Raw genomic sequence first — 23357 nt, forward strand, 5'->3', positions numbered from 1 at the left:
AGTCCCGATAGTGCCAACGGCGCAGGCCCCCAAGTTGATGCCGACAACAGCGGGATCTGCCGCAGCGACCGCCGACAAATTCGAATCGATGGCGATCGCGGCCTTCCTCAAACCGATCTTCGCCACCATGGGCAAGGCAGATGCCCCCTTCGGCGGCGGGTCGGTCGAAAAGCATTTCCAGCCCTTCCTGATCGATGCGATCGCGAAATCGATGGAAGCGCGCGGTGGTCTCGGCCTCAAACCGATGATCGAATCAGCGCTCGCCGCACCGAAGGCCGCTTCGTCCGCCGCGACGCCCAAACTGACCATGCACGCAACGACACCGACAGGAACCACGCGATGACTCCCGCCCCGAAACCCGACCCTGCCATCCTCACCGCTCTGGCCGCGCTGGCTGAAATCCTCGAAGAGGAAAATCTGGCCCTGTCGCGCTCCGATTTCCGGGCCAGCGGCGACCTCGCCGCCCGCAAGCGCGCGGCCATCGGGACGGTCGAAGTCTGCGCCAGTGAGGTCTCTGCGAAAGCCGGTCGCGACCATGCCCGATTTGCCGGCGTCCGACGGCGGCTCGACCGCGCGATCGACCAAAACCGGATGTTGCTCCAGCAGGCGATCGGCACCCAGCAACGCGTCATCTCCACCATCGTCCAGGCGCTCGAACCGTGCCCCGACGGCACTCCTTATCGCGGGCGGAGCGGCAGCACCGGCTATGGCCGAGCCACGACTCCAATGGCGCTTGCCGTCCGTGCATGACCCGGCCACGCCGGCCGCGCTGGTCACCGGCGGCAGGCTATGGCATTCCCGACACCATGCGTCTCGTTCTGATCACGGCCGCCCCGTTCGAAGCGGTATCCGGTGCCTCGTTCTATCACCGTCGCCTGCTCGCCGCATGGCAGGATATGGGTGGCGAGGCTGAGGTGATCGCGCTGGAAACACCGGCGAAGGCCGCACTGGCGGACCGGTTCGATGACGCGGCAGCCATCCTCGTCGAAGGTTCCGCCTTCGAACTGGCTCTGGCCGCGCTGCCCGGCCTTCAGGCGCGCGGTGCGCTGGCCCTGATCCACCACCCGACCGCGCTGGAACCCGGCACGCCGGAAGCGCGGCGCAATCAGCTCAAGCAACTCGAAACAACGATGCTGCCAAAATTTCGCGGTGTCATCGCGGCGAGCACCCCGATCGCGGAGCGGCTGTCGAGCGAATTCGGCGTGCTGGCGAGCAGGATCCACGTGCTGGTCCCCGGCACCGATCATCAGCCCCAGGTCGCGATCGACGCCGATGCACCCTTCGGTGCTCCCTGCACCATCCTCAGCCTCGGCACCCTGACCTACCGCAAGGGTTACGATGTGCTGCTGCGCGCCCTCGCGCTGCTGCCCGATCTCAACTGGCACCTGATCCTCGCGGGCGAGCCGCGCGATCCCGCCTATGCCGCCGAAATCGTCGATCTGATCGACCGGCTGGGTCTCACCGATCGGGTCGAGCGCCATGGTGCCGCCGCCGGTGCCGAACTCGCCGCGCTATGGGCGCGAACCGACCTGTTCGCATCTGCCACCCGTTTCGAAGGCTTCGGCATGGCGATCGCCGAAGCCATGGCCCGTGGCCTTCCGGTCGCGATCACCGATGGCGGGGCCGCCGGCGATCTGGTCGTGGTCGGTGCCGGAATCGTCGCCCCGGTCGACGATGTCGCCCAGTTCTCGAAGGCGCTGCGCCGCCTGATCTTCAGCCCGGCCCTGCGCGCCGAAATGGGCGCCATCGCCTGGAACCACGCGCGCAGCCTGCCGCAATGGCCCGAACAGGCCGCAGCACTCGAACGCATCCTTCGCCACTGAACCACCGGCACCTACGGATCGAAACCCGCCATCTCACGGAATGCGGCCTCGCTCAGCACCGCAATGCCCAGCGCCGCCGCCTTAACCGCCTTCGACCCGGCATCCTCCCCGACCACCACGTAATCGGTCTTGCGTGACACCGTCTCCGTCACCTTGGCCCCCAGCGCTTCTGCCCGCGCCTTGGCTTCCGGGCGGGTCATGGCAGTGAGTGTTCCGGTGAACACGATCGTCCTGCCCGAAAGCGGCCCCGCCGCCGCCGCCGCGACCTCATCCTCGATTGTGAGCCGCGCCACCAGCCGATCCAATTGTCCGCGATTATGCGGCTCGGCGAAAAACCCGGCGAGTTCCTCGGCGATCGACGGACCGATCCCGCTGATCGACCCCAGCTCCAGCCGCGCATCCGAGCCGATTTCCCCCGCCGCCTCCATCTGCGCCCGCCAGTTCGGATAAGATGTATAATGCCGCGCCAGCAGCCGGGCATTTGCCTCGCCCACCCGCCGGATTCCAAGCGCGTAGATGAAGCGCGCAAGCGGAACGCGCCGCCGTGCCTCGATCGCCGCCGCCAGTTTCCGCGCCGAGGTCGCACCCCACCCCTCCAGCGCCGCGATCTCATCGGCCCGGCCCGGCAGATCGAAGACGTCCGCAGCGGTAGCGAGCCAGCCGCGCGCGTGAAACGCCTCAACCGTCTTGTCGCCCATGCCTTCGATATCGAACGCCCCGCGCGAACAGAAATGGATCAGCCGCTCCACGACCTGCGCCGCACAGATCAACCCGCCGGTACACCGCCGCACCACCTCCCCGGCGGGCCGGATCGCCAACGAACCGCAGACCGGACAATGATCCGGAAACACGAACGCCACCGACTCTGACGGCCGATGATCCGCCAGCACCGCAACGATCTGCGGAATCACATCCCCCGCCCGCTGCAATTCCACCGTATCGCCCACCCGTATATCCTTGCGCGCGATTTCGTCCTCATTGTGCAGCGTCGCGTGACTGACCAGAACCCCGCCGACATTCACCGGCTCCAGCGTCGCACGCGGGGTCAATGCCCCGGTCCGCCCGACCTGAATCGTGATCGCACGCAGCACGCTGATCGCCCGTTCGGCCGGAAACTTCCACGCCACCGCCCAGCGCGGCGCCCGCCCGACGAAGCCGAGCCGGTCCTGCAACGCCAGATCGTCCAGCTTGAACACCACCCCGTCGATATCGTAATCAAGCCCCGCCCGTTGTGCCGCCATTTCCTGCTGAAACGCTTCCGCCTCGGCCTCGCTCACCATGCGCGCCAGCGGATTGACCCGGAATCCCCAGCGTTCGAGCGTCGCCAGATAATCCGCATGGGTCATCGCAACCGGCGCGCTGGCCTCGCCGCGCGCATAAGCGAACAACGACAACCGGCGCGACGCCGTCACCCGGGCATCGAGCTGCCGCAGGCTCCCCGCCGCCGCATTGCGCGGGTTGGCGAATTGCCGCGCCGACCCCTGCGCCTGCAAACCCTGGTTCAGCGCAAGAAAATCCGGCTTGGTCATATAAACCTCGCCGCGTATCTCGATGAAATCGGGCGCATCATCGGGCAGATTGAGCGGCAACTCATCGAGTGTGCGCAGATTGGCGGTGACATCCTCGCCCACCGCCCCGTCCCCCCGCGTCGCCCCACGCACGAACACCCGATCCTGATAGGTCAGCGAAATCGAAAGACCGTCGATCTTCGGCTCGGCCACGAAGCGCAGCGGCGCCGCACCGAGATTGAGAAACCGCCGGATCCGCGTGCAGAATGCCTCAAATTCGCCGGGGTCGAACACATTGTCGAGCGAGAGCATCGGCTGGCGATGCCGCACCTTCTCGAAGCCTGCCGCAGGCGCGGCTCCCACGGTCTCCGGGGCCACCCCCAGCGCCGCCGCCTCGCGCTTCAACGCATCATAAGCAGCATCGTCCATGATCGGCTGGTCGTCGCGATGATACGCGAGGTCCGCCGCCGCCAGCAGTTCGGCCAGTTCCTGCCGCCGCGCCTCGCTCATGTGCCCCCCAGCAGGCTCGCCGCTGCCTCGCGCGCCGCATCGGTGACCATTTCGCCAGCCAGCATCCGGGCAATCTCCTCGCGCCGTGCCGCCGCATCCAGCCGGTGCACCAGCGTCTGCGCCCGGCTGCGCCCCACCGATTTCGCGACCTGAAAATGCGTCGCCGCCCGCGCCGCCACCTGCGGCGAATGCGTCACCACCAGCACCTGCGTGGTCTGCGCGATCCGCGCGAGCCGTTCACCCACCGCCGCCGCGGTCGCCCCGCCGATGCCGCTATCCACCTCGTCGAAAATCAGCGTGCCGACCGGCGATTCCCCGGCCAGAACCACGTTCAGCGCCAGCAGCAGGCGCGACAACTCGCCGCCCGAAGCCACCCGGTCGAGCGCACCGGGCGCATCACCGGGGTTGGTCGCGATCAGAAACCGCACCGCATCCGCCCCGCGCACGCCCCATTGCGCCTCCGGCAGGCCGATCCGCTCGACGCTGAACTTCGCCCGGTCCAGCTTCAACGGCGGCAATTCCTGCCCGACCGCACGCGCCAGCCGCGCCGCCGCCCGGTCCCGCGCCGCGCTCAGCGCCGTTGCCGCCACCACGTATTCACCCCGCGCCGCCGCCGCTGCCGCCGCGCACCGCTGCAACGAAGCGGTGCCGGCATCGAGCGTGGCAAGCCGCGCGATGAAGCGTTCCAGCAAGGCAGGAAGCTCAGCCGGCACGACACCATGCTTGCGCGCCATGGCCCGCAGCGCGAACAACCGCTCCTCGATCGCCTCCAACCCGCGCGGGTCGCCCTCCACCTCGTGCGCCGCGCGGGACAGCAGCGTCTCGGCCTCGGCCAGCGCCTCCTCGGCCCGTTCGATCGCGGTGAGCGCCTGGCCGATCACCATTCCCTGCTCCGCCGCCGCAATCCGCCCCAGCGCCCGTGCCGCACTCCGCAACATTGCCCCCGGCCCGTTCGACCGCCGCTCGCGCGGCGCCAGCTCGCCCAGCGCGGTGCCGATCGCCTCGGCCCGGCGCTCCGCCCCCTGCATCAACTGACGCGCGGCCGCGAGTTCATCCTCCTCGCCCTCGCGCGGCGCCAGCGCGGCGAGTTCATCGACGGCATGGCGCAGGAAATCCTCGTCGCGCAGCGCCTCGGTCAGTGCAATCTCAGCATCCGTCCGCGCCGCCTCGGCCGCCTGCCAGGAGCCGTGCAGCGAAGCCACGGTATCACGCAGCGCCCGATCGACGCCGTAATCATCGAGCATCGCGCGCTGGGTCGCCGGGTCCGACAGGCCGATCTGCGCGTGCTGCCCCTGAATTTCGATCAACAGATCCGCCACGCGCCGCAACAGCGCCACACCCACCGGCTGATCGTTGATCAGCGCGCGCGAACGCCCATCCCGCGCCACGATCCGCCGCAGCAGGATCTCGTCCCCCGCCTCGATCCCGTGATCCTCCAGCAATCGCTGCGCCGGATGGTCCGCCGCCACCGCGAACGAGGCGGTCACCACCGCCTGCGCCGCCTCGGTACGGATCAGCCCGGCATCGGCTCGCGCCCCCAGCGCCAGGCCGAGCGCATCGAGCAGGATCGACTTGCCCGCCCCGGTCTCGCCGGTGAACGCCGCCAGCCCGCCATCGAACCCGAGATCGAGCCGGTCGATCAGCACGACATCGCGGATCGACAGCGCGGTGATCATGACCGCGGCGCGCGGCTCAGAGCAGCCCGAACAGGAACCCGCCGGATTTACGCGGTGGGGTGGCCCCGTTCAGTAGATGATGCACGCCGAGCTTGTCGTAGGCGAGCTTGTACCAGTGCGAGCCAGGATAATTATACCCCAGCACCGCCGCCGCTCGCCGCGCCTCCGGCACCAGCCCGAGGTCGAGATCGCATTCCACCAGCCGCTCCAGCGCCTCGGGCACGAAGGTCGTGGTCTGATATTGCTGGATCACGATCTGAAACTGATGGATCGCGGCAGGATACAGGTTCTGCCGCTCATAGAACCGCCCGATCGCCATTTCATGCCCGGCGAGCCGGTTCTGCGCCAGCCGCAGTTTCACCCTGGCATCCCGCGCATAGGCACTGTCGGGGAAGCGGGTGACCACATCCTGCAGCGCCTGCACTGCTTCGAGCGTGAAGGTCTGGTCGTGATGCACGCCCTCGATCTGCTCATAGAAGCAGAGCGCCTTCAGATAATACGCATAGGCCGCATCGGGGCTTGCCGGATGCAATTCGATGAAGCGGTTGAGCGCCCCCACCGCGGAATCGAAATTCTGCCGGCGGAATTCGGCATAGCCATGCAGCAATTCCGCATGGGTCGCCCAGGTCGAATAGGGGTAATTGGTCTCGACCGCGTTGAACGCCTCGGACGCTTTCTTGTTCTCGCCCTTCTGCAGATAGGCGAGCCCGTTGGAATAGAGTGTCCCGGCCGACGCGAGCGGCTTGGCTTCCTTGCCCTTGCCGCCCTTGCCGGTATGGGCCGACCCGCCGAACAGCCCGCAGCCGCCCAGCGCCAGGGGCACGAGCAAGGCAAGACTCATCCAGCGGGGAGACCGGCCTCGGCCAGACTGGCATGGCGCAGACTGGCATGGGGCAGACTGGCCTCGGGGCGACCCGATTGCGGGGTGCGAAGCGGGCGGAATCGTCTGGGGGTGCGCGTGCGTCATCGGGCCGGGCTTATAGCATGTGATTCGGTGGCGCGAAGCCTCTGCGCCGGTCCCGCGCGGGAAAACCCCCTGAACATCGCAAACCGCGTGAAAAACCCTGCCGGAACCGCCGGAAATCGGCCCGCGGCGCTTGCGCCTTGCTGCGGATGTGCGTATCTCTCCCATCAGCTGCGGGCGTTCTGTCCGCGGCTCGTTCCCACTACCGGAACGCCCAGCAATCCACCCGGTCCCCCGGGCAGTCGAGGCTTCATCGCCCGCATACCAAACCGGCCGCGCAAGTGGTCTCGTTTCAAGGATTTAAACCGCTTCATGGGTTCAATCGCAACCGTTGCGCGCCAGCACGGCGCAGACCAATACACCGGCACTGACGATTTCGCCGCGCTGCTCGACAGCACGCTCGGCAGCAACACCGGCTTCGAAGGCTCGGTGGTGTCAGGCCGCGTCTCCCGCATCGACGACGAATTCGTCGTGGTCGATGTCGGTCTCAAGAGCGAAGGCCGGGTTCCGCTCAAGGAATTCGGCGGCCAGGAAGTCAAGCCGGGCGATGTGTTCGACCTCTTCATCGAACGCTACGAGGACAAGGATGGCTCGATCGTCCTCTCCCGTGAAAAGGCCCGCCGCGAGGAAGCATGGACCGCGCTCGAACGCGCGCATGAGGCACAGACCCGCGTCAACGGCATCATCCATGGCCGCGTCAAGGGCGGGTTCACCGTCGATCTCGGCGGCGCGACCGCGTTCCTGCCGGGCAGCCAGGTCGATATCCGGCCGGTGCGCGACGTTACCCCGCTGATGGGCATGTCCCAGCCGTTCCAGATCCTGAAAATGGATCGCGCGCGCGGCAACATCGTCGTCTCCCGCCGCGCGGTCCTCGAAGAGACCCGCGCCGAACAGCGTTCGGAGCTGATCCAGGGCCTCAAGGAAGGCCAGATCCTCGACGGCGTGGTCAAGAACATCACCGATTACGGTGCGTTCGTCGATCTCGGCGGCGTCGATGGCCTGCTCCACGTGACCGATATCGCATGGCGCCGGATCAACCACCCGGCCGAGGCGCTGACCATCGGTCAGCCGGTCCGCGTGCAGGTGATCCGCTTCAATTCGGACACCCAGCGCATCAGCCTCGGCATGAAGCAGCTTGAGACCGATCCGTGGGAAGGCGTTGACGTCAAATATCCGCCCGGCATCAAGGTCACCGGCCGCGTCACCAACATCACCGATTACGGTGCGTTCGTGGAGCTCGAACCGGGCGTCGAAGGCCTGGTCCACGTTTCCGAAATGTCCTGGACCAAAAAGAACGCCCACCCCGGCAAGATCGTGGCGACCAGCCAGGAAGTCGAGGTCATGGTGCTCGACGTCGATGCCAGCAAGCGGCGGATTTCGCTCGGCCTCAAACAGGTCTCGCGCAACCCGTGGGAACAGTTCATGGACGAACATCCCGTGGGCTCGCTGGTCGAAGGCGAGATCCGCAACATGACCGAGTTCGGCCTGTTCATCGGCCTCGCCCCGGAAATCGACGGCATGGTCCACATGTCCGACCTCTCGTGGGACGAGCCGGGCGAACTGGCGATGGCGAAGTTCAACAAGGGCGATATCGTCAAGGCCAAGGTGCTCGATGTCGATGTCGAGAAAGAGCGCATCAGCCTCGGCGTGAAGCAACTCGAGGAAGACCCCGCCGCCGGCGTGCTCGATCGGGTCCACAAAGGCATGATCGTCACCTGTGTCATCACCGCGGTCCAGACCAACGGGCTCGAAGTGAAGGTGGACGACGTTCTGACCGGCTTCATCCGCCGTGCCGAACTGGCCCGCGACAAAGGCGATCAGCGCCCCGATAAATTCGCCGTCGGCGAAAAGATCGACGCCAAGATCACCGCAGTCGACCGCGCCTCGCGCAAGCTGCAGCTCACGGTCAAGGGCAAGGAGATCGACGAGGACAAGCAGGCGATGGCCGATTTCGGTTCGTCGGATTCGGGTGCCTCGCTCGGCGACATCCTGGGTGCCGCGATCCGTCGCCGCAACCAGCAGGCTCAGGGCGAAAACTGAGACTGACGATCATCGTATCAGAGAAACGCCGTCCTTCGGGGCGGCGTTTTTTTAGTTGGCCGGGCCGATCATATTCGGCACGCAATGGCAGACATTGCCCACCCCGCCACAGATGCAATGGCCGATTCGCAAGCGCCGCCACACTGACTTATACGTGAATGATGACAGATATCACGGCGCGTGACCGTTTTCGGGCGATGAACTCACCATGATCGGCCCGCGCCCCAATCCCCGGATCGACCAGCGGCTCGACCATGCCGCCGCCGCCTGCACCCGGCGCGGCACCCAGTTCACCGCCCAGCGCCGCGCCGTGTTCGGCCTGATCCTCGAAGCGAACAAGCCGGTCACCGCCTACGAATTACTCGACCGGTTCCGCGCCACCCACAAGGCCGCGACCCCCGCCACCATCTACCGCGCCCTCGAATTCCTGCTCGCGAACGATCTGATCCACAAGGTCGAAAGCCTCAGCGCCTTCATCCCCTGCATCGAGGCCGATCATCACGACCACGCCGCCCAGTTCTATATCTGCCGTCGCTGCGGCGCGGTCGCCGAGCGGGACGATCACGCCGTGGTCCACGCCCTCGAAGCCGCCGCCAGCGCACTCGGCTTCAAACCGGAATCGATCATCGTCGAAGTCACCGGCCTGTGCGCCATTTGCGCCGCGGCCTGACCCGCGCCGCCTGATCAGGCCCTCACGGACCCGACCACCCCGAACCGCAGCCCCGACCGGCCGAGCGCATAAGCCACCGCCCCGAACCCGCCGACGAAAAACCCGACCGGCCAGTTGGTGACATAGGAAAGCGCAATCGCCGCCCACCCGATGATCAGCGACAGCATCACCGAAAGCCCAAGCGCAAGTCCCGGCCGATCGGTCAGGTTCCGCGCCGCCGAAGCCGGCCCCACCATCAGGCTGAACACCAGCAGCGCCCCCACCACCGGCAGCGCCACCGCCGAGGCCATCGCGAGAATGATCAGAAACGCGAGATCGAGCCGTCCCGGTGCCGCCCCGCGCGCCTGCGCCAGCTCCCGCGAGACCGAGCCGAGCAGCAACGGGCGGAATAGCAGCACGATCGCCCCGGCGGCCAGCGCACAGACCACGGCGATCGGCGCGATATCCCGTGCCCCGATCCCCAGGATCTGCCCGAACAGCAGGCCATAGACCTCCTGCGAATATTCCGCGGTCTGGCTGAGAAACAGCGTCCCCAGCCCCAGCAGCAACACCAGCGTCAGCGCCGTCGCCACTTCCGGCCGGCCACGCCTGCTGAGCGCATCGATCCCGATCACCCCGAGCAGGGCGAATATCACCAGCCCCGCGATCTCGTTGATCCCGAGCCACGCCGCCGCCGCCGCACCCGGAAACGTGCTCAGCGGCAGCGCATGCGCCGCAAAGGACGAGCCGCGCACCACGACGAAAAACCCGACCAGCCCCGCCGTCGCCGCGACGATCGAAGCGACGATCCAGGTATTGACCATGAAGCTGGAAAACATCTTAGCCGCCCGGCTCGAAACCGGAGACCGGAGCGGGCAGGGCGGTCGCGCGCCGCCTGGCCAGCGCGCCGCCGACCGGCCCGGCCGCCGCATAACTCGCAACCACGATCACCACCACGAAAAAACTCACCGGCCAGCCATGCCCGGGCGTCCAGTAGAAACTGTCATAGGCCAGCGCGATTCCGCCCCAGGTCGCGACCAGACCGATCGTCACCGCCAGAACGATCGCCCAGACCGGCCGCGTCGCCACCCGCAGCGCCGCCGCCGCCGGCCCGATCAGCAGCGCCGTCGAAAGAATCGCCCCGATCGTCATGGCCGACAGTGCCACCGCAACCGCCAGCACCAGCAGATGCAGCAGCCCCAGCAGCCGCGCGTTAACACCCCGGATCGCCGCCAGATCGGGATCGATCGCAATCAGCAGCAGGGGCCGGTACAACACCACGCTCACCGCCAGCGCCAGCGCCCCCACACCCAGCGCAAACGGAACGGTGCCAGGTGCGATCGCGAACATCGAGCCGAACATCACGGTATTCGCCGCCCCGCTCGCACTCGTCGTGCTGATATCGAGGTACAGGAACAGCGCGGTCAACCCGAGCCCCGCCCCGAGCACGATGCCGGTGACCAGATCCCGCTCGCGGATCTGCCGCGCGCCGATCATCTCCATCCCGCCCGCGCCCAGTGCCGCCATCGCCAGAAATCCCGCCAGAGCCGGAATGCCGAGCAGCAGCGAGGCCGAGCCGCCGGCACTGCTGATATCCGCCAGCGCATGCCCCGCGAAAGACTGCCCGCGCATCACGGTGAACACCCCCACCACCGCTGAAACCACCGCCGCCCCGCCGCCGATCAGCAGCGCCACCTGCACCGGCCCATTGCCGAAAAATCCACCCCCGATCATCCGCCCTCCCTCAGCCGCATTCAGGGGATCTGCGCCACATGCACCGGCGCACAGGCGATATCCGCATCCAGCCCGTTCTCGCCCCCGGCAGCCACCACCAGAACCCGCCCATGTACGCTGATCACGTCGATATGATAGCCATACAGCCGGCTCAACACCGAACCCCGCACAACCTCACCCACGCTGCCGCTCACCGAGCGCCCGTTGGCGAGATACACGATCCGGTCCATCACCGGCAGCAGCGGGTTCATGTCGTGCGCCGACAGCAACACCGTGATCCGCTGCTCGAACGACAACCGGTGCAACAGCGCCACCACTTCCGCCACGCTGCGCAGATCGAGATTGGCGAGCGGCTCGTCCAGCAACAGCAGCTTCGGCCCGCGCACCAGCGCATGCGCGATCATGATCCGCTGCTGCTGCCCGCCCGACAAATCCCCCACCCGCCGGTCGGCAAAACCGGTCGCATCCACCGCCGCCAGCATCGCATCCACCGCGCGCCGTCGCGCAAGTGAGGGCAGCGGCAACCCGAACCGGTGCCCGTCCATCCCCAGCGCCACCACATCCCGTGCCCGCAGCGGCATGAACGGATCGAGCTGGATCTTCTGCGGCACATATCCAACCTCGCCCCCACCGGTCGCCACCGTGCCACCCTCAGGCTTCACCAGGCCGAGAATACTCCGCAACAAGGTCGTCTTGCCCGAACCGTTCGAGCCGATCAGCCCGCAGAACGACCCCTGCGGCAGGCTGAACCCGACCTGATCGAGCACTTTGCGGCCCGAAAAACTGACCGAGAGGGAGTTTACGTTGAGCATGGTTAAGGAAGACCTACTTTTTTGAAAAAAGTAACAAAAAACTTTCGCTGGTTCGGGTCATGGGCGCTCTATGGCCGTCGCCTCCTGACCTGAGGAGCGCAAAAAAAGAACCCTTCACTTGCCGCCCAGCAACGACTGGGTTGAAATCCCCGCCGTCACCGCCCGTTGCAGGGCCTGAACTTCCGCCAGCATCCATGACTGATAGTCATACCCCGGTGTCGGCATCGTCTCATAGACCCCCACGACCGGGATATGATCTTTCCGCGCCAGGTCCAGAAACGAGGCGGTCAGCGGGTCGGTCACCTGCTGGTTATAGACGAACACCTTGACCTTATGCGCGTTGAACAGCGCATTCTGCGTCGCGACATCCTGCGGCGAGGGATCGGTCCCGTTCATGATCGCGGCCTGAAGGCTGAACGGCGTCTCGATATCCGCCCCCGCCGCCTCAAGCATATAATCCCCGACCGGCTCGGTCACCGCCACCGGCGTGCCGCCATACCGCGCCTTGAACGCGGCAATCGCCGCATACCACGGCTTCAGCGACGCATCGAACCTCGCCACATTCGCCTCGAAATACGCCGCATGCCCCGGCGCCATCCGCCCCAGCGCCGCCGCCACCGCCTTCGCGACCACCGGCATCGTGGTCGGAGCATACCATAAATGCGGATTCGGCGTGGCATTCGGCAGACCCAGCAGATGCTGCACATTGATCACGACGCGGTGCGGATCGGGTGCCGCGGCAATGATCTTGTCCGCCCAGCTATCGTACCCCACGCCGTTTTCGACCACCAGCGCCGCTCCCGCGATCTGCTGCGCGACGCGCGGGCTCGCCTCGAAACTATGCGGATCGGTGTTGGGATTGGATTCGATCGCACTGGCCGCAACATACCGCCGGCCGATCTGCTGGATCACATTGGCATATTCATTCTCAATCCCGACCGCCCTGATCGGCCCATCCTTGATCGGCCCGGAGGCCAGAGCACACCCAGTGCCCGCCACCAAAACCGCCAGCACCAGCGCCGCCCGAAAATCCGCCATACCCCACGCCCCGAAATGATCCGAACGGATGATATGACATATCATATCATCCGTCCAGACCCTTCCGCAGGGCGCGGGGTGGGTAGGCTCAGCCCTTGTAGTTCGGATTGATGTCGTGCAGCGGCAGCGCGTTCACCCAATCCCACGAATTGCCGAGAAACACCGTCCCACCAATGATCGCCGGGCTCACGATCCCGAACCGCCCCCCAACGTGCACGCTGTGGATCTCCTTGCCCGTCTTGGGATCGAGCGCGTAAACGCTCGGCCCGGTCGAGACATAGAGCGTGCCCTTGTAATAGGTCGGCGCCCCGCGCGCCGCACCCGCCGGACCCGCATTCGGCACATTCCAGCGCCAGAGCTGCTTGCCGGTCTTGAGGTTGAGCGCAACATAATCCGAAGTCACCGGGCTGCCGACATAAACCACGCCGTCATGCACCATCGGCACACCGCCCTTGAACGCCGGAACTTTCGGCCCCCGGCCCATCTTGTCGGTCCACAACACCTTGCCGGTCTTCGCGTTCCAGGCGCGCACGGTGGTGTTCATCGTGCCCTTGCCGTTGGTCGTCCGCACGTCGGAAACCGCGTCCTGCACCACCACACCGTCGGAAACAACGGGCGAAACATCGCCCATCCCGGTATTGGCCGCCTTCGGAATCGTGCCCTTCCAGGCCACTTTCCCGGTCTTGGCATCGAGGCTGTAGAGATACGGCTTCACCGACATCGCAACGAATACATGGCCCTTGTAAACCGCCGGGCTCGACATGTTGGCAATCCCGCCGAGGTGGTTCTTCCACACCTGCTTGCCGGTCTCGGCGTCGATCGCATAGGCGTTGCCGGTGCCGGTCGTGATGAACAGCTTGCCATTGTCATAGGCCGGCGTCGGCATCGCTTCGCCGCGCGTCGCGAAATACCATTTCAGCTTGCCGGTCTTGCGACTCACCGCATAAACCCCGTTATACGAAATATCGAGCCCGCGCGCCGCCTTCGAGGGGTCGTTCTTGAACGCCACCACATTGGCGAAATTGAAGCTCACGCTGCCCGCCGAAAGATAGACCAGCTTCTTCACGACAACCGGATTGCCCATCAGGTAGTTGCCCACCGGGCTGGTGCGCCAGATCAGCTTGCCGGTCTGGGCATTGATCGCATAGGCGAACATGTCGTCGCTCTCAGCATAGACCACGCCCTTGGCGAACGCCACGCCGAGCGCATTGCCATAAAACTGGGTCTGCACCGGCAGCGCCTCGCGAATTCCGTAAATCTTCGCCCCGTAAGGCTCATTGTCGGAAAGCGGCCACGCCCGCGCTTCGGGAAAATTCCACTTCACCCCGTTCCTGATCCAGGCCGGCGCGCTGGCAGGCACCGGAAACGCGGCATTGTGCGAAGGCTTGCCGTACGCATGAGTCCAGCCATCCGGCGGGATCTGCGCATCCGCCCCGGTCGGCGCGTTCTGCGGAATGTAAAGCCGCGCATAGGGATTGTTCGGATCGAGCGCCGCCTCCTGCTTGTTGGCGGCGGCTGACGGGGTGGTGCCCTGCGAAGTCCCCAATGTCGGCTTCGGCGTCGTGCTGTCCTTGTCCGGATGGCTGCCGCTTGCGGCATACCCGATCCCCGTGCTCGACATCACCAGCGCAAGCACAATCGCAGAACATGCGAGACCAGACCGCGGCAGCGGCAGATATCTTGGCTTGTCCATAGACACTTCCTCCAATTTACAAATATTTACACAGCAAGAGCAGATTATCACGAAATACCGACGCCGAAACCAAAGTCGCGGTTCTGATACCGATACAAGTGAACTAGTCCTCCACCTGTTATTCATGAAGGAGAATATTTTGGCAACTGCCCGTCATCACGAACAATTGTTCATGATTCAACCCTTGTATTGCTGCAATGCGTCATCCAACCGGTTCCATTCGCCGGTATCTGCCGGAATCCCGAACCGCAGCCACGCCGTCTGCCGCTCGAACCCCCGCACCAGTATCCCCTGCGCCGCCAGATGCTCGAACCACCGTCCCGCCGTCTCCGATGCCGCCAGCCGGAACAGCAGCGTCCCGCCGATGATATCGAACCCAGCGCGTTCCAACATCGCATCCAGCCGCGCCACCCCGCGCCCAAGCGCCTCCCGCGACGCCGCAAGCCAGGCCCGATCCCCCAGCGCCAGCGTCCCCACCGCAATCGCCGGCCCGGAAACCGCCCAGGGCCCGAGCGCCGCCCGCACCCGCCCGACCATTGCGGGTGCCGCAAGCGCGAACCCGAGCCGCACCCCCGCCAGTCCATAGGTCTTGCCGAACGAGCGCAGCACCACGATCGCCGGATGCGGCAGGGCAGGGGCCAACCCCACCCCATCGGCCAGATCGGCGAACGCCTCATCCACCACCAGCCAGCCGCCGCGCACCGCCATCGCATCGGCGAGCGCCATCAACGCCCCGCGCGGCACGACCCGCCCATCCGGATTGTTCGGCTGGCACACCACCACCACCTCGGCATCCCCCGCCTCGTCGAGCGCGGAAATCTCGCGCACCACACGCCCCGCCCGCGCCCAGGACGCCGCATGTTCGGCGTAGGTCGGCCCCACCACCGCAACGCGCCGCGCCGCAATCAACCTTGGCAGCAGATCGATCAGACTCTGCGTCCCCGGCGCCGCCGCCACCATCGCCGCATCCGCCACGCCATAGGCGCGCGCCGCCACCGCTTCGAGCCGCAGCACCGCCTCCACCTCCGGCAGCCGGGCGAAACAGGACGGCGGCAATTCGGGCACCGGATACCCCACCGGATTGATCCCGGTCGACAGATCGATCCACGGCAACCGCGCCGCCGGATACCGCATCGCCGCCGCCTCAAGCCGGCCGCCATGCAGTATCGCCCCGCCGATCCCCTCGGCGCCCGATGTGTTATCACCGCCCAATGACCCCATCTCCTCGTCCCCGCCGCCCCTGTCCATGATATTACCGATCACCGTGCCGCTCGCGGCGCTCTCCCTCACCATCGAGGCGATCACCGGCTACCCCGACCCGATCTTCCGCCTGATCGGCCATCCCGTGATCTGGATCGGCAGCCTGATCGCCCGGCTCGATCACCGCCTGAACCACCCCTCCGCCCCGCCCGCAACCCGCCGCCTCATGGGTGCCTTCGCCCTCATCCTGATCCTGCTCGCCGCCATCCTGCCCGCCGCCGTCCTTCAGGCCGCCAGCCTCGTCCTGCTGCCCCGCGCCCTCGCCCTGCTCCTGATCGCTCTGCTCGCCAGCGCCCTGCTCGCCTCGCGCAGCCTCGCCACCCATGTCCGCGCCGTCGAACGCGGCCTCGCCCGCAGCCTCGCCGATGGCCGCGCCGCCGTTTCCCACATCGTCGGCCGCGCCCCCGAAAGCCTCGATCATGCCGGCGTCGCCCGCGCCGCGATCGAAAGCCTCGCGGAAAACTTTTCCGATGGCGTGATCGCCCCGATCCTGTGGTGCGCCCTGCTCGGCCTGCCCGGACTCGCCGCCTACAAGGCCGCCAACACCGCCGACAGCATGATCGGCCATCGCACCCCGCGCCACGAAGCCTTCGGCTGGGCCGCCGCGCGGTTCGACGATCTCATCAACCTCCCCGCCTCGCGCCTCGCCGCCCTCCTCATCATCGCCGCCGCCGCCCTGCATCCCGGCACCGATGCCGCCGCCGCCCTCCGCGCGGTCCGCCGCGACGCCGCGAGCCACCGCTCGCCCAACGCCGGCTGGCCCGAGGCCGCCATGGCCGGTGCCCTCGGCCTGCGCCTCGCCGGCCCGCGCACCTACGGCACGGTCACCATCGACGATGCCTGGATGGGCAGCGGCACGCCGGACGCCACCGCCGACGACATCGCCCGCGCCCTCGCCTTGTTCCGCCGCGCCACAATCCTGCAAATCCTCCTGCTCTGGCTCCTCACCCTGATCATCTGGCGAGCGTAAGCAAACCCGCGATATCGACATGCGCCTCCAGATGATCCGCCAGCGCATCGAGCGCATCCTCGATCTCGCGCCGATGATCCCGCGCCCCCGCCACCGCTCCGAACCGCCGCAGCATCGCCGCCCGCGCGCCATCAGCACCGAACAGCCCGTGCACATAAGTCCCGCTCACCAGCCCATCGCCCGATCGCGCCCCATCGACCCGGCCATCGTCGAACCGAACGAAGGGTGCGCCCACCCCCGGCCCGAAACTGCGCCCGCCATGCATTTCATACCCCGCGACCACCGCATCATCCGCGCCCACCAGCCTGCCGCGCACCGCCGTCAACCGCTTGTCCCCGGTCAGCACGGTCTCGATATCGAGCAATCCGAGCCCCGCCACCTCCGATGCCACGACCTCGATCCCGTCGGGATCGGCAATCCGCCGCCCCAGCATCTGATACCCGCCGCACAGGCCAAGCACATGTCCCCCGCGCCGGACATGCGCCAGAATATCCGCCTCCCACCCGAACGCCCGCAACGCCGCCAGATCCGCAATCGTCGCCTTCGATCCGGCCAGCACCACGAGGTCGGTCGCCACCGGCAGCGCCGCCCCGTCCCGCAGAAATGTCAGCTCGACCTCGCTCTCCCCGAACAACGGATCGAGATCGTCGAAATTCGCGATATACGGCAGCACCGGCACCGCAATCCGCAGCGCTTTCCCCGCCCGCACCGGTGCCATCCGCGCAGCCAGATCCGCCGCATCCTCCGCCGGCAACGCCCGCACCCGCTCGAAATGCGGCACCAACCCAAGCGCGCGCCACCCGGTCCGCGCCGCGATCAGCGCCATCCCCTCGGCGAACAACCCCGCATCGCCCCGCATCCGGTTCACGATGAACCCCACGATGCATGCGGCATCCGCCGGATCGAGCACCACCTGCGTCCCGACCAGGCTGGCAATCACCCCGCCCCGGTCGATATCCCCGATCACCACGACCGGCACGTCGCCCGCACGGGCAAATCCCATATTGGCAATGTCGTTCGCCCGCAGGTTCACCTCGGATGCACTGCCCGCCCCCTCGACCAGAACGATATCCGCCCGCCCCCGCAGCCGCGCGAAACTCTCCATCACATACGGCAGCAATTGCGGCTTCATCGCCTGATAGTCCCGCGCCCGCGCCGTGCCGAACACCCGCCCCTGCACGATCACCTGCGACCCCACCTCGCTCTGCGGCTTCAGCAACACCGGATTCATATCCACATGCGGATCGACCCCGCACGCCAGCGCCTGCAACGCCTGCGCCCGCCCGATCTCGCCACCCTCCGGCGTCACCGCCGCATTGTTGGACATGTTCTGCGGCTTGAACGGCAACACCAGCAGCCCGCGGCGCGTCAGCGCCCGCGCGAGGCCGGCCACCAGCGTCGATTTCCCCACGCTCGATCCGGTGCCCTGAAACATCAGAGACGCACCGCCGCGTAAAGCCATCAGAATTCGATACCCTCCTGCGCCTTCACCCCGGAGGCGAAATGATGCTTCACCGCAGCCATCTCGGTCACCAGATCCGCTGCCGCAACCATCTCCGGCTTCGCATTCCGCCCGGTCACCACCACGTGCATCGCCGCGGGCCGCGCCGCAATCGCCGCCAGCACCTCATCGACCGCCAGATAATCATAACGCAGCGCGATGTTCAGCTCATCGAAAATCACCAGCGCAATATCGTCCCGTGCCAGCAACCCCGCCGCCACCTCCCACGCACGCCGGCACGAGGCCACATCCCGCGCCCGATCCTGCGTCTCCCAGGTGAACCCTTCGCCCATGGTGTGAAACTCGATCATCTCGCCGAACCGCGCCAGCGCCGCCCGCTCGCCACTCGCCCACGCCCCCTTGATGAACTGCACCACCGCCACCCGCCGCCCATATCCCAGCATCCGCAACGCCAGCCCGAACGCCGCGGTCGATTTACCCTTGCCCTTGCCGGTATTGACGATCAACAAACCTTTCTCGATCGTCTTGCCCGCCACCTCCTCATCCTGCACGGCCTTGCGCTTCGCCATCTTCTCCCGATGCCGCACCTCGTCCTCGCTCATGCCGCCCTCACTTCACCACCAGCGGCAATCCCGCCACCATGAAAACCACCCGATCCGCCCGCGCCGCCACGCGCTGATGCAACACCCCCGCCGCATCCCGAAACCGGCGCCCCAATGCAGTCTCCGGCACGATCCCCAACCCGACCTCGCTCGCCACCAGCACCGTCGCCGCAAGCCGCGCCGCTAGCGCCGCCTCCAACCCGCCAAACGCCGCCTCGATGTCGAAATCCCCCAGCATCAGATTGGTCAGCCACAACGTCAGGCAATCCACCAGCACGGGCGCATCCCCCGCCGCCGCCAACGCCGCCGCCAGTTCCACCGGCGCCTCCACCGTCCGCCACCGCTCATCCCGCCGCGCCCGATGCACCGCAATCCGCTCGCGCATCTCATCGTCGAACGCCTGCGCCGTCGCCACATACCACCACGGCGATGCCAAACCGCCAATCACCCCCTCACCATACCGGCTCTTGCCCGACCGCGCGCCTCCCAGAACAAACGTCAATGATCGGCTCATCGGATACTCCGAAGGTGGGGCGGGTGGGGTAAGGAAGGCGAGGGGCGCTGCCCCTCGACCCCGCCAAAGGCGGAGCCTTTGGAATCCCTCAGCCCAAACTAAAGGGTTCTAGGGGCAGCGCCCCCCGGCCTTGCCTCACTCAGCCGCCTCAGCCGTCTCGGTCTCGGTCGGTGCGACCATCATGGCTTTTTCGACCACGGCGGCCTGCTCGCGGATGCGTTTTTCGATGGCGGCGGCCATATCCGGGTGATCGCGCAGGAACTGCTTGGCGTTTTCCCGTCCCTGACCCACGCGCACGCTGTCATAGCTGAACCAGGCGCCGGATTTCTCGACGATTCCCGCCTTCACGCCGAGATCGATGAGTTCCCCGACCTTCGATATGCCTTCGCCGTACATGATATCGAATTCGACCTGCCGGAACGGCGGCGCGAGTTTGTTTTTCACCACTTTCACGCGGGTCTGATTACCGGTGACTTCCTCACGATCCTTGATCGCGCCGATCCGGCGGATTTCCATGCGGACCGAGGCATAGAATTTCAACGCGTTGCCGCCGGTCGTGGTTTCCGGATTGCCGAACATCACCCCGATCTTCAACCGGATCTGGTTGAGAAAGATCATCATGGTCTTCGAGCGCGAGATCGACCCGGTCAGTTTCCGCAGTGCCTGGCTCATCAACCGCGCGTGGAGCCCGACATGCGAATCCCCCATCTCGCCCTCCAGTTCCGCGCGCGGCACGAGGGCCGCGACCGAATCGATCACCAACACGTCGATCGCGCCGGAGCGCACCAGCGTATCGGCGATCTCCAACCCCTGTTCGCCGGTATCCGGCTGCGAAATCAACAGGTTATCGACATCGACGCCGAGTTTCCGGGCATAGATCGGATCGAGCGCGTGCTCCGCATCGATGAAGGCGCAGGTACCGCCGCGTTTCTGGGCTTCGGCGATGGCATGGAGCGCCAAAGTCGTCTTGCCCGAGGATTCCGGCCCGTAGATTTCGATCACCCGCCCGCGCGGAAACCCGCCGATCCCGAGCGCAAGGTCCAGCCCAAGCGAACCCGACGGAATCGTATCGATTTCCTCATTCCCCGGCCGCGCCCCCATCCGCATGATCGAGCCCTTGCCGAACGCCCGCTCGATCTGCACCAGGGCGGCGTCGAGAGCCTTGTTCTTTTCCATCAATCAACTCCTCAAGCGTGTGGGAAACGCAACTTTAACGCGAAGTTACTCTAATCGCCGAATCGCGACTCGTCGAGTATAAGTTTTGCATGAAGAGAACAGAACAGCAACGCATCAGGAAAGGATTTATTAACTATTTGTTCCCGTCATGTTCTCAGGCACTGATGCCGAACCGCCAGATCGTGGTCGAGCGGAATTCCTCCCCGGGATCGAGCCGCGTCGAGGGAAAATGTGGCCGGTTCGGCGCATCGGGAAAATGCTGGGTCTCGAACGCCATCCCGTCACCTGCCCGGATCAACGCGCCATGGCTGCCCGGTATCGTCCCATCCAGCTTGTTCCCGGTATAAAACTGCACCGCAGGCTGGTCGGTCTCGATCGTCAGCACCCGCCCCGAACCCGCATCCCGCACTTGTGCCGCCAGTCCCATCGCCGCCCCCGGCTTGTCGAGCACGAAGCAGTGATCATACCCGCCCGCCAGCACGATCTGCTCGAATTCATCCCGTATCCGCGCCCCCGCCACCTGAGGCGTGCGAAAATCCATCGGCGTTCCCGCCACCGAAAGCAGAATCCCGGTCGGAATCTGCGCCGCATCGGTCGGCAGAAAATGCCCCGCCGGGATCATCACCTCATGATCCAGCGCGCTGCCCGATCCCGCCAGATTGAAATAAGTGTGGTTGGACAAATTGAGCACCGTCGCCCGCCCCTCGACCCGCGCGGCGTAATCGATCCGCAACGCATCCTCCGCCCCCAGCGTATAGGTGACCTCGACGGTCAACGTCCCCGGAAACCCGTTATCGCCATCCGCACTTACCAGCCGCAGCGTCACCGCCTGCGCCTCGGCGCGCACGATCTCCCACACGCGATGCGCGAAATTCGGCGTCGCCCCGGTCTTCGGCCCGCCATGCAGGGTATTCGCCCCGTTATTCGCGGGCAGATGAAACACCTCGCCATCCAGGCTGAATTTCGCCCCCGCAATCCGGTTGGCATACCGCCCGAGCAGCGCCCCGAAATACGAGCTCTTCGTCTGATAATCCCCGATATTGCTGCACCCGAGCACCACATTGCCCATCACGCCATTGCGGTCCGGCACGTTCACATCCGTGATCACCCCGCCATAATCGAGCACGCCGACGCTCATCCCCCGCGCATTGCGCAGCACCATCCGGCGCACCATCACCCCATCCCGGGTGGCGCCGTAATCGGCAATCTCGGCTTGGCTCATCGCTTGATCCTCAATCGGTCGGAATGATCGCCGCACGGCGCAGAATATCGCCGAGCGGCACATCGGGCGGCAGCGCGCCATAAGCAAGTCCCCGCCCCCCGATCCGCGCCCGGATGAACGCCTCCGCCACCCTCGGCGCATGAACCACCATCAGCGTCGCACTCAGCGCCAGCGCGATCTGCTCGACCAACCCGCGCGCCCGCACCTCATCGACCGGTGCGCCCACCGCCGCCCCGATCGCCGCAATCATCTCATCGAGCGCCCGATCCACCCCACGCCCCGGCGCCAGCGCCGCCATCAGCGCCTCACCTGCCCCCGGCGTCCGCCCGAGCGCGCGCAGCACATCAAGGCAGATGATCGTCCCCGCCCCCTCCCACAGCCCGTTCAGCGGCGCCTCGCGATAGAGCCGCGCGATCGGATGCTCCTCGATGAACCCATTGCCCCCGTGGCACTCCAGCGCCTCCGCCACCAACCCCGGCGCCCGCTTGCCGTTCCAGTATTTCGCAACCGGCACGATCACCCGCGCCAGCGCCGCCTCGCTCGCCTCGGTGCCCGCCGCATCCACCGCAGCCGCCGCCCGCATCGCCAGCCACAGTGCCGCCTCGGCCTCCAGCGCCATATCCGCGAGCACCGCTCGCATCACCGGCTGATCCACCAGCGCCCGCTGAAACGCCCGCCGCCGCGTCGCATGAAACACCGCGAGCGACGTCGCGTGCCGCATCAGCGCCGCCGCCCCGATCGCGCATTCCAGCCGGGTCAGATGCGCCATCTCGATAATGGTCGGAATCCCCCGCCCATCCTCGCCGATCATCACCGCCTCCAGCCCGTCGAACTCGACCTCGGCGGATGCGTTCGACCGATTGCCGCATTTCTCCTTGAGCCGCTGGATCATCACCCCGTTGCGCGCCCCGTCATCGCGCCAGCCCTGCGCCAGAAAACAGCTCACCCCCGCCCCGGTCCGTGCCAGCGTCAGAAACAGATCGCTCGCGGGGACCGAAAAGAACCATTTATGCCCGGTGATCGCCCACCGCCCTCCCAGCGGCCGCGCCACCGTCTGGGTCTGCCGCAGATCCGAACCGCCCTGCTTCTCGGTCATCGCCATACCGACGCTCAGTGCCAGCTTCTCCCCCGGCGGCGCCGGTCGCGGATCATACCCCGATGACAGAACCCCCGCGCGAAACCGCGCCATCACCTCCGGCGCATGGCGCAGCGCCGCGAAGGAAGCATAGGTCATCGCCTGCGGACAGCACACGCCCGGCTCGCCCTGACCCCATAAATAAGCCACTGCCGCCCGCGCCACCTGCGCGCCCGGCCGCCCGGCGGTCCACGCCAGCGCATGATACCCATCCGCGCGGATCATTCCCATCAATTCGTGCCACGCCGGATGATAGGCGACCTCGTCGATCCGGTTGCCGAACCGGTCGAAGCCCCGCAATTCCGGCGTGTAGCGGTTGGCCTCATACGCCCGCGCCCGTATATGCCCCGAGCCGATCCGCCCCCCGCATCGGGTCAAATCCGCCAACGCCCAGCCCGCCCCGAACGCCGCGACCGCCGAACCCAGCGCCGCATCCCGCCCGAACGCGTCGTAATCGGGTGGCTCGCCCGCCTGATTCAGAACCTCGTGGGTACCGGCCATCCCGGCATCATAAACCGAAGGGGCGGGCTTGTCGCGCCCGCCCCCGCAGCCTCACCTCATCGTCGCCG

The 23357-nt window shown here is 66.5% G+C and carries 21 protein-coding genes; 6 read left to right on the top strand and 15 right to left on the bottom strand.

Annotation, left to right across the window (positions count from 1 at the left end; all coding sequences use genetic code 11):
* The first annotated feature begins 37 nt into the window (after window positions 1-37).
* The 3 genes from SIL87_RS05310 to SIL87_RS05320 are packed head-to-tail and all read left to right on the top strand — an operon-like array spanning window position 38 to window position 1823.
* On the top strand, window positions 38-343 hold the full coding sequence (locus tag SIL87_RS05310) for a rod-binding protein (protein WP_319613161.1): 306 nt from the start codon (window positions 38-40) through the stop codon (window positions 341-343).
* Entirely contained in the window at window positions 340-750 is a 411-nt protein-coding gene (locus tag SIL87_RS05315; protein ID WP_319613162.1) for a hypothetical protein, read from the top strand. Before SIL87_RS05310 ends, SIL87_RS05315 begins: the two co-directional genes overlap by 4 nt.
* A complete protein-coding gene (locus SIL87_RS05320; protein WP_319613163.1) occupies window positions 747-1823 on the top strand; it encodes a glycosyltransferase family 4 protein in 1077 nt (358 codons plus the stop codon). The genes SIL87_RS05315 and SIL87_RS05320 overlap by 4 nt, the downstream gene beginning before the upstream one ends.
* Before the next feature lie 11 nt (window positions 1824-1834).
* Here the strand turns inward: SIL87_RS05320 and ligA are convergent, their stop codons facing one another.
* From ligA to SIL87_RS05335, 3 genes are read right to left on the bottom strand one after another with little or no spacing between them, the layout of a single operon-like run.
* On the bottom strand, window positions 1835-3841 hold the full coding sequence (ligA, locus tag SIL87_RS05325; protein WP_319613164.1) for an NAD-dependent DNA ligase LigA: 2007 nt from the start codon (window positions 3839-3841) through the stop codon (window positions 1835-1837).
* Entirely contained in the window at window positions 3838-5517 is a 1680-nt protein-coding gene (recN, locus tag SIL87_RS05330; protein WP_319613165.1) for a DNA repair protein RecN, read from the bottom strand. The genes ligA and recN overlap by 4 nt, the downstream gene beginning before the upstream one ends.
* A gap of 16 nt (window positions 5518-5533) precedes the next feature.
* Window positions 5534-6346 carry an outer membrane protein assembly factor BamD gene (locus tag SIL87_RS05335; RefSeq protein ID WP_319613166.1) on the bottom strand — a complete coding sequence of 271 codons (813 nt, stop codon included), beginning with the start codon at window positions 6344-6346 and terminating at the stop codon, window positions 5534-5536.
* Between the two features lie 447 nt (window positions 6347-6793).
* On the opposite strand from SIL87_RS05335, the gene rpsA reads away from it, so the two are divergent.
* Together rpsA and SIL87_RS05345 are read left to right on the top strand one after the other, a co-directional pair.
* Window positions 6794-8521 carry a 30S ribosomal protein S1 gene (gene rpsA / locus SIL87_RS05340; RefSeq protein ID WP_319613167.1) on the top strand — a complete coding sequence of 576 codons (1728 nt, stop codon included), beginning with the start codon at window positions 6794-6796 and terminating at the stop codon, window positions 8519-8521.
* 208 nt (window positions 8522-8729) lie between these two features.
* Entirely contained in the window at window positions 8730-9191 is a 462-nt protein-coding gene (locus SIL87_RS05345; RefSeq protein ID WP_319613168.1) for a Fur family transcriptional regulator, read from the top strand.
* 14 nt (window positions 9192-9205) lie between these two features.
* Here the strand turns inward: SIL87_RS05345 and SIL87_RS05350 are convergent, their stop codons facing one another.
* The 6 genes from SIL87_RS05350 to cobD form a co-directional block, all read right to left on the bottom strand.
* Complete coding sequence (locus SIL87_RS05350) at window positions 9206-10009, bottom strand: metal ABC transporter permease (protein WP_319613169.1); 804 nt, start codon at window positions 10007-10009, stop codon at window positions 9206-9208.
* A 1-nt stretch (window position 10010) separates the two neighbouring features.
* Complete coding sequence (locus SIL87_RS05355) at window positions 10011-10904, bottom strand: metal ABC transporter permease (protein ID WP_319613170.1); 894 nt, start codon at window positions 10902-10904, stop codon at window positions 10011-10013.
* 20 nt (window positions 10905-10924) lie between these two features.
* Window positions 10925-11716 carry a metal ABC transporter ATP-binding protein gene (locus SIL87_RS05360; protein WP_319613171.1) on the bottom strand — a complete coding sequence of 264 codons (792 nt, stop codon included), beginning with the start codon at window positions 11714-11716 and terminating at the stop codon, window positions 10925-10927.
* A gap of 114 nt (window positions 11717-11830) precedes the next feature.
* Window positions 11831-12799 carry a metal ABC transporter solute-binding protein, Zn/Mn family gene (locus SIL87_RS05365; protein WP_319613172.1) on the bottom strand — a complete coding sequence of 323 codons (969 nt, stop codon included), beginning with the start codon at window positions 12797-12799 and terminating at the stop codon, window positions 11831-11833.
* 43 nt (window positions 12800-12842) lie between these two features.
* Window positions 12843-14375 (bottom strand): outer membrane protein assembly factor BamB family protein, encoded by a 1533-nt coding sequence (locus tag SIL87_RS05370; RefSeq protein ID WP_319613173.1) that lies wholly within the window; start codon window positions 14373-14375, stop codon window positions 12843-12845.
* Between the two features lie 249 nt (window positions 14376-14624).
* Window positions 14625-15659 carry a threonine-phosphate decarboxylase CobD gene (cobD, locus tag SIL87_RS05375; RefSeq protein WP_319613174.1) on the bottom strand — a complete coding sequence of 345 codons (1035 nt, stop codon included), beginning with the start codon at window positions 15657-15659 and terminating at the stop codon, window positions 14625-14627.
* 34 nt (window positions 15660-15693) lie between these two features.
* Here cobD and cbiB point away from each other — a divergent pair, with 34 nt between their 5' ends.
* Window positions 15694-16677: an adenosylcobinamide-phosphate synthase CbiB gene (gene cbiB / locus SIL87_RS05380; protein WP_319613175.1), complete on the top strand. Its 984-nt coding sequence runs from the start codon at window positions 15694-15696 to the stop codon at window positions 16675-16677.
* Here cbiB and SIL87_RS05385 read toward each other — a convergent pair.
* The 6 genes from SIL87_RS05385 to SIL87_RS05410 all read right to left on the bottom strand — a co-directional run bounded on the left by SIL87_RS05385 (window position 16661) and on the right by SIL87_RS05410 (window position 23289).
* Window positions 16661-18112 (bottom strand): cobyric acid synthase, encoded by a 1452-nt coding sequence (locus SIL87_RS05385; protein ID WP_405055212.1) that lies wholly within the window; start codon window positions 18110-18112, stop codon window positions 16661-16663. The genes cbiB and SIL87_RS05385 overlap by 17 nt on opposite strands.
* 26 nt (window positions 18113-18138) lie before the next feature.
* Entirely contained in the window at window positions 18139-18741 is a 603-nt protein-coding gene (cobO, locus tag SIL87_RS05390; RefSeq protein ID WP_319613177.1) for a cob(I)yrinic acid a,c-diamide adenosyltransferase, read from the bottom strand.
* Between the two features lie 7 nt (window positions 18742-18748).
* Window positions 18749-19255: a bifunctional adenosylcobinamide kinase/adenosylcobinamide-phosphate guanylyltransferase gene (gene cobU, locus SIL87_RS05395; protein WP_319613178.1), complete on the bottom strand. Its 507-nt coding sequence runs from the start codon at window positions 19253-19255 to the stop codon at window positions 18749-18751.
* Window positions 19256-19390: 135 nt separating this feature from the next.
* Complete coding sequence (gene recA, locus SIL87_RS05400; protein WP_319613179.1) at window positions 19391-20431, bottom strand: recombinase RecA; 1041 nt, start codon at window positions 20429-20431, stop codon at window positions 19391-19393.
* Window positions 20432-20585: 154 nt separating this feature from the next.
* A complete protein-coding gene (locus SIL87_RS05405) occupies window positions 20586-21653 on the bottom strand; it encodes an aldose epimerase family protein (RefSeq protein ID WP_319613180.1) in 1068 nt (355 codons plus the stop codon).
* 10 nt (window positions 21654-21663) lie between these two features.
* On the bottom strand, window positions 21664-23289 hold the full coding sequence (locus SIL87_RS05410) for an acyl-CoA dehydrogenase family protein (RefSeq protein ID WP_319613181.1): 1626 nt from the start codon (window positions 23287-23289) through the stop codon (window positions 21664-21666).
* Window positions 23290-23357: the final 68 nt, after the last annotated feature.

It is taken from the genome of Acidiphilium acidophilum, from assembly GCF_033842475.1.
In the GTDB taxonomy this organism is placed as follows: domain Bacteria; phylum Pseudomonadota; class Alphaproteobacteria; order Acetobacterales; family Acetobacteraceae; genus Acidiphilium; species Acidiphilium acidophilum.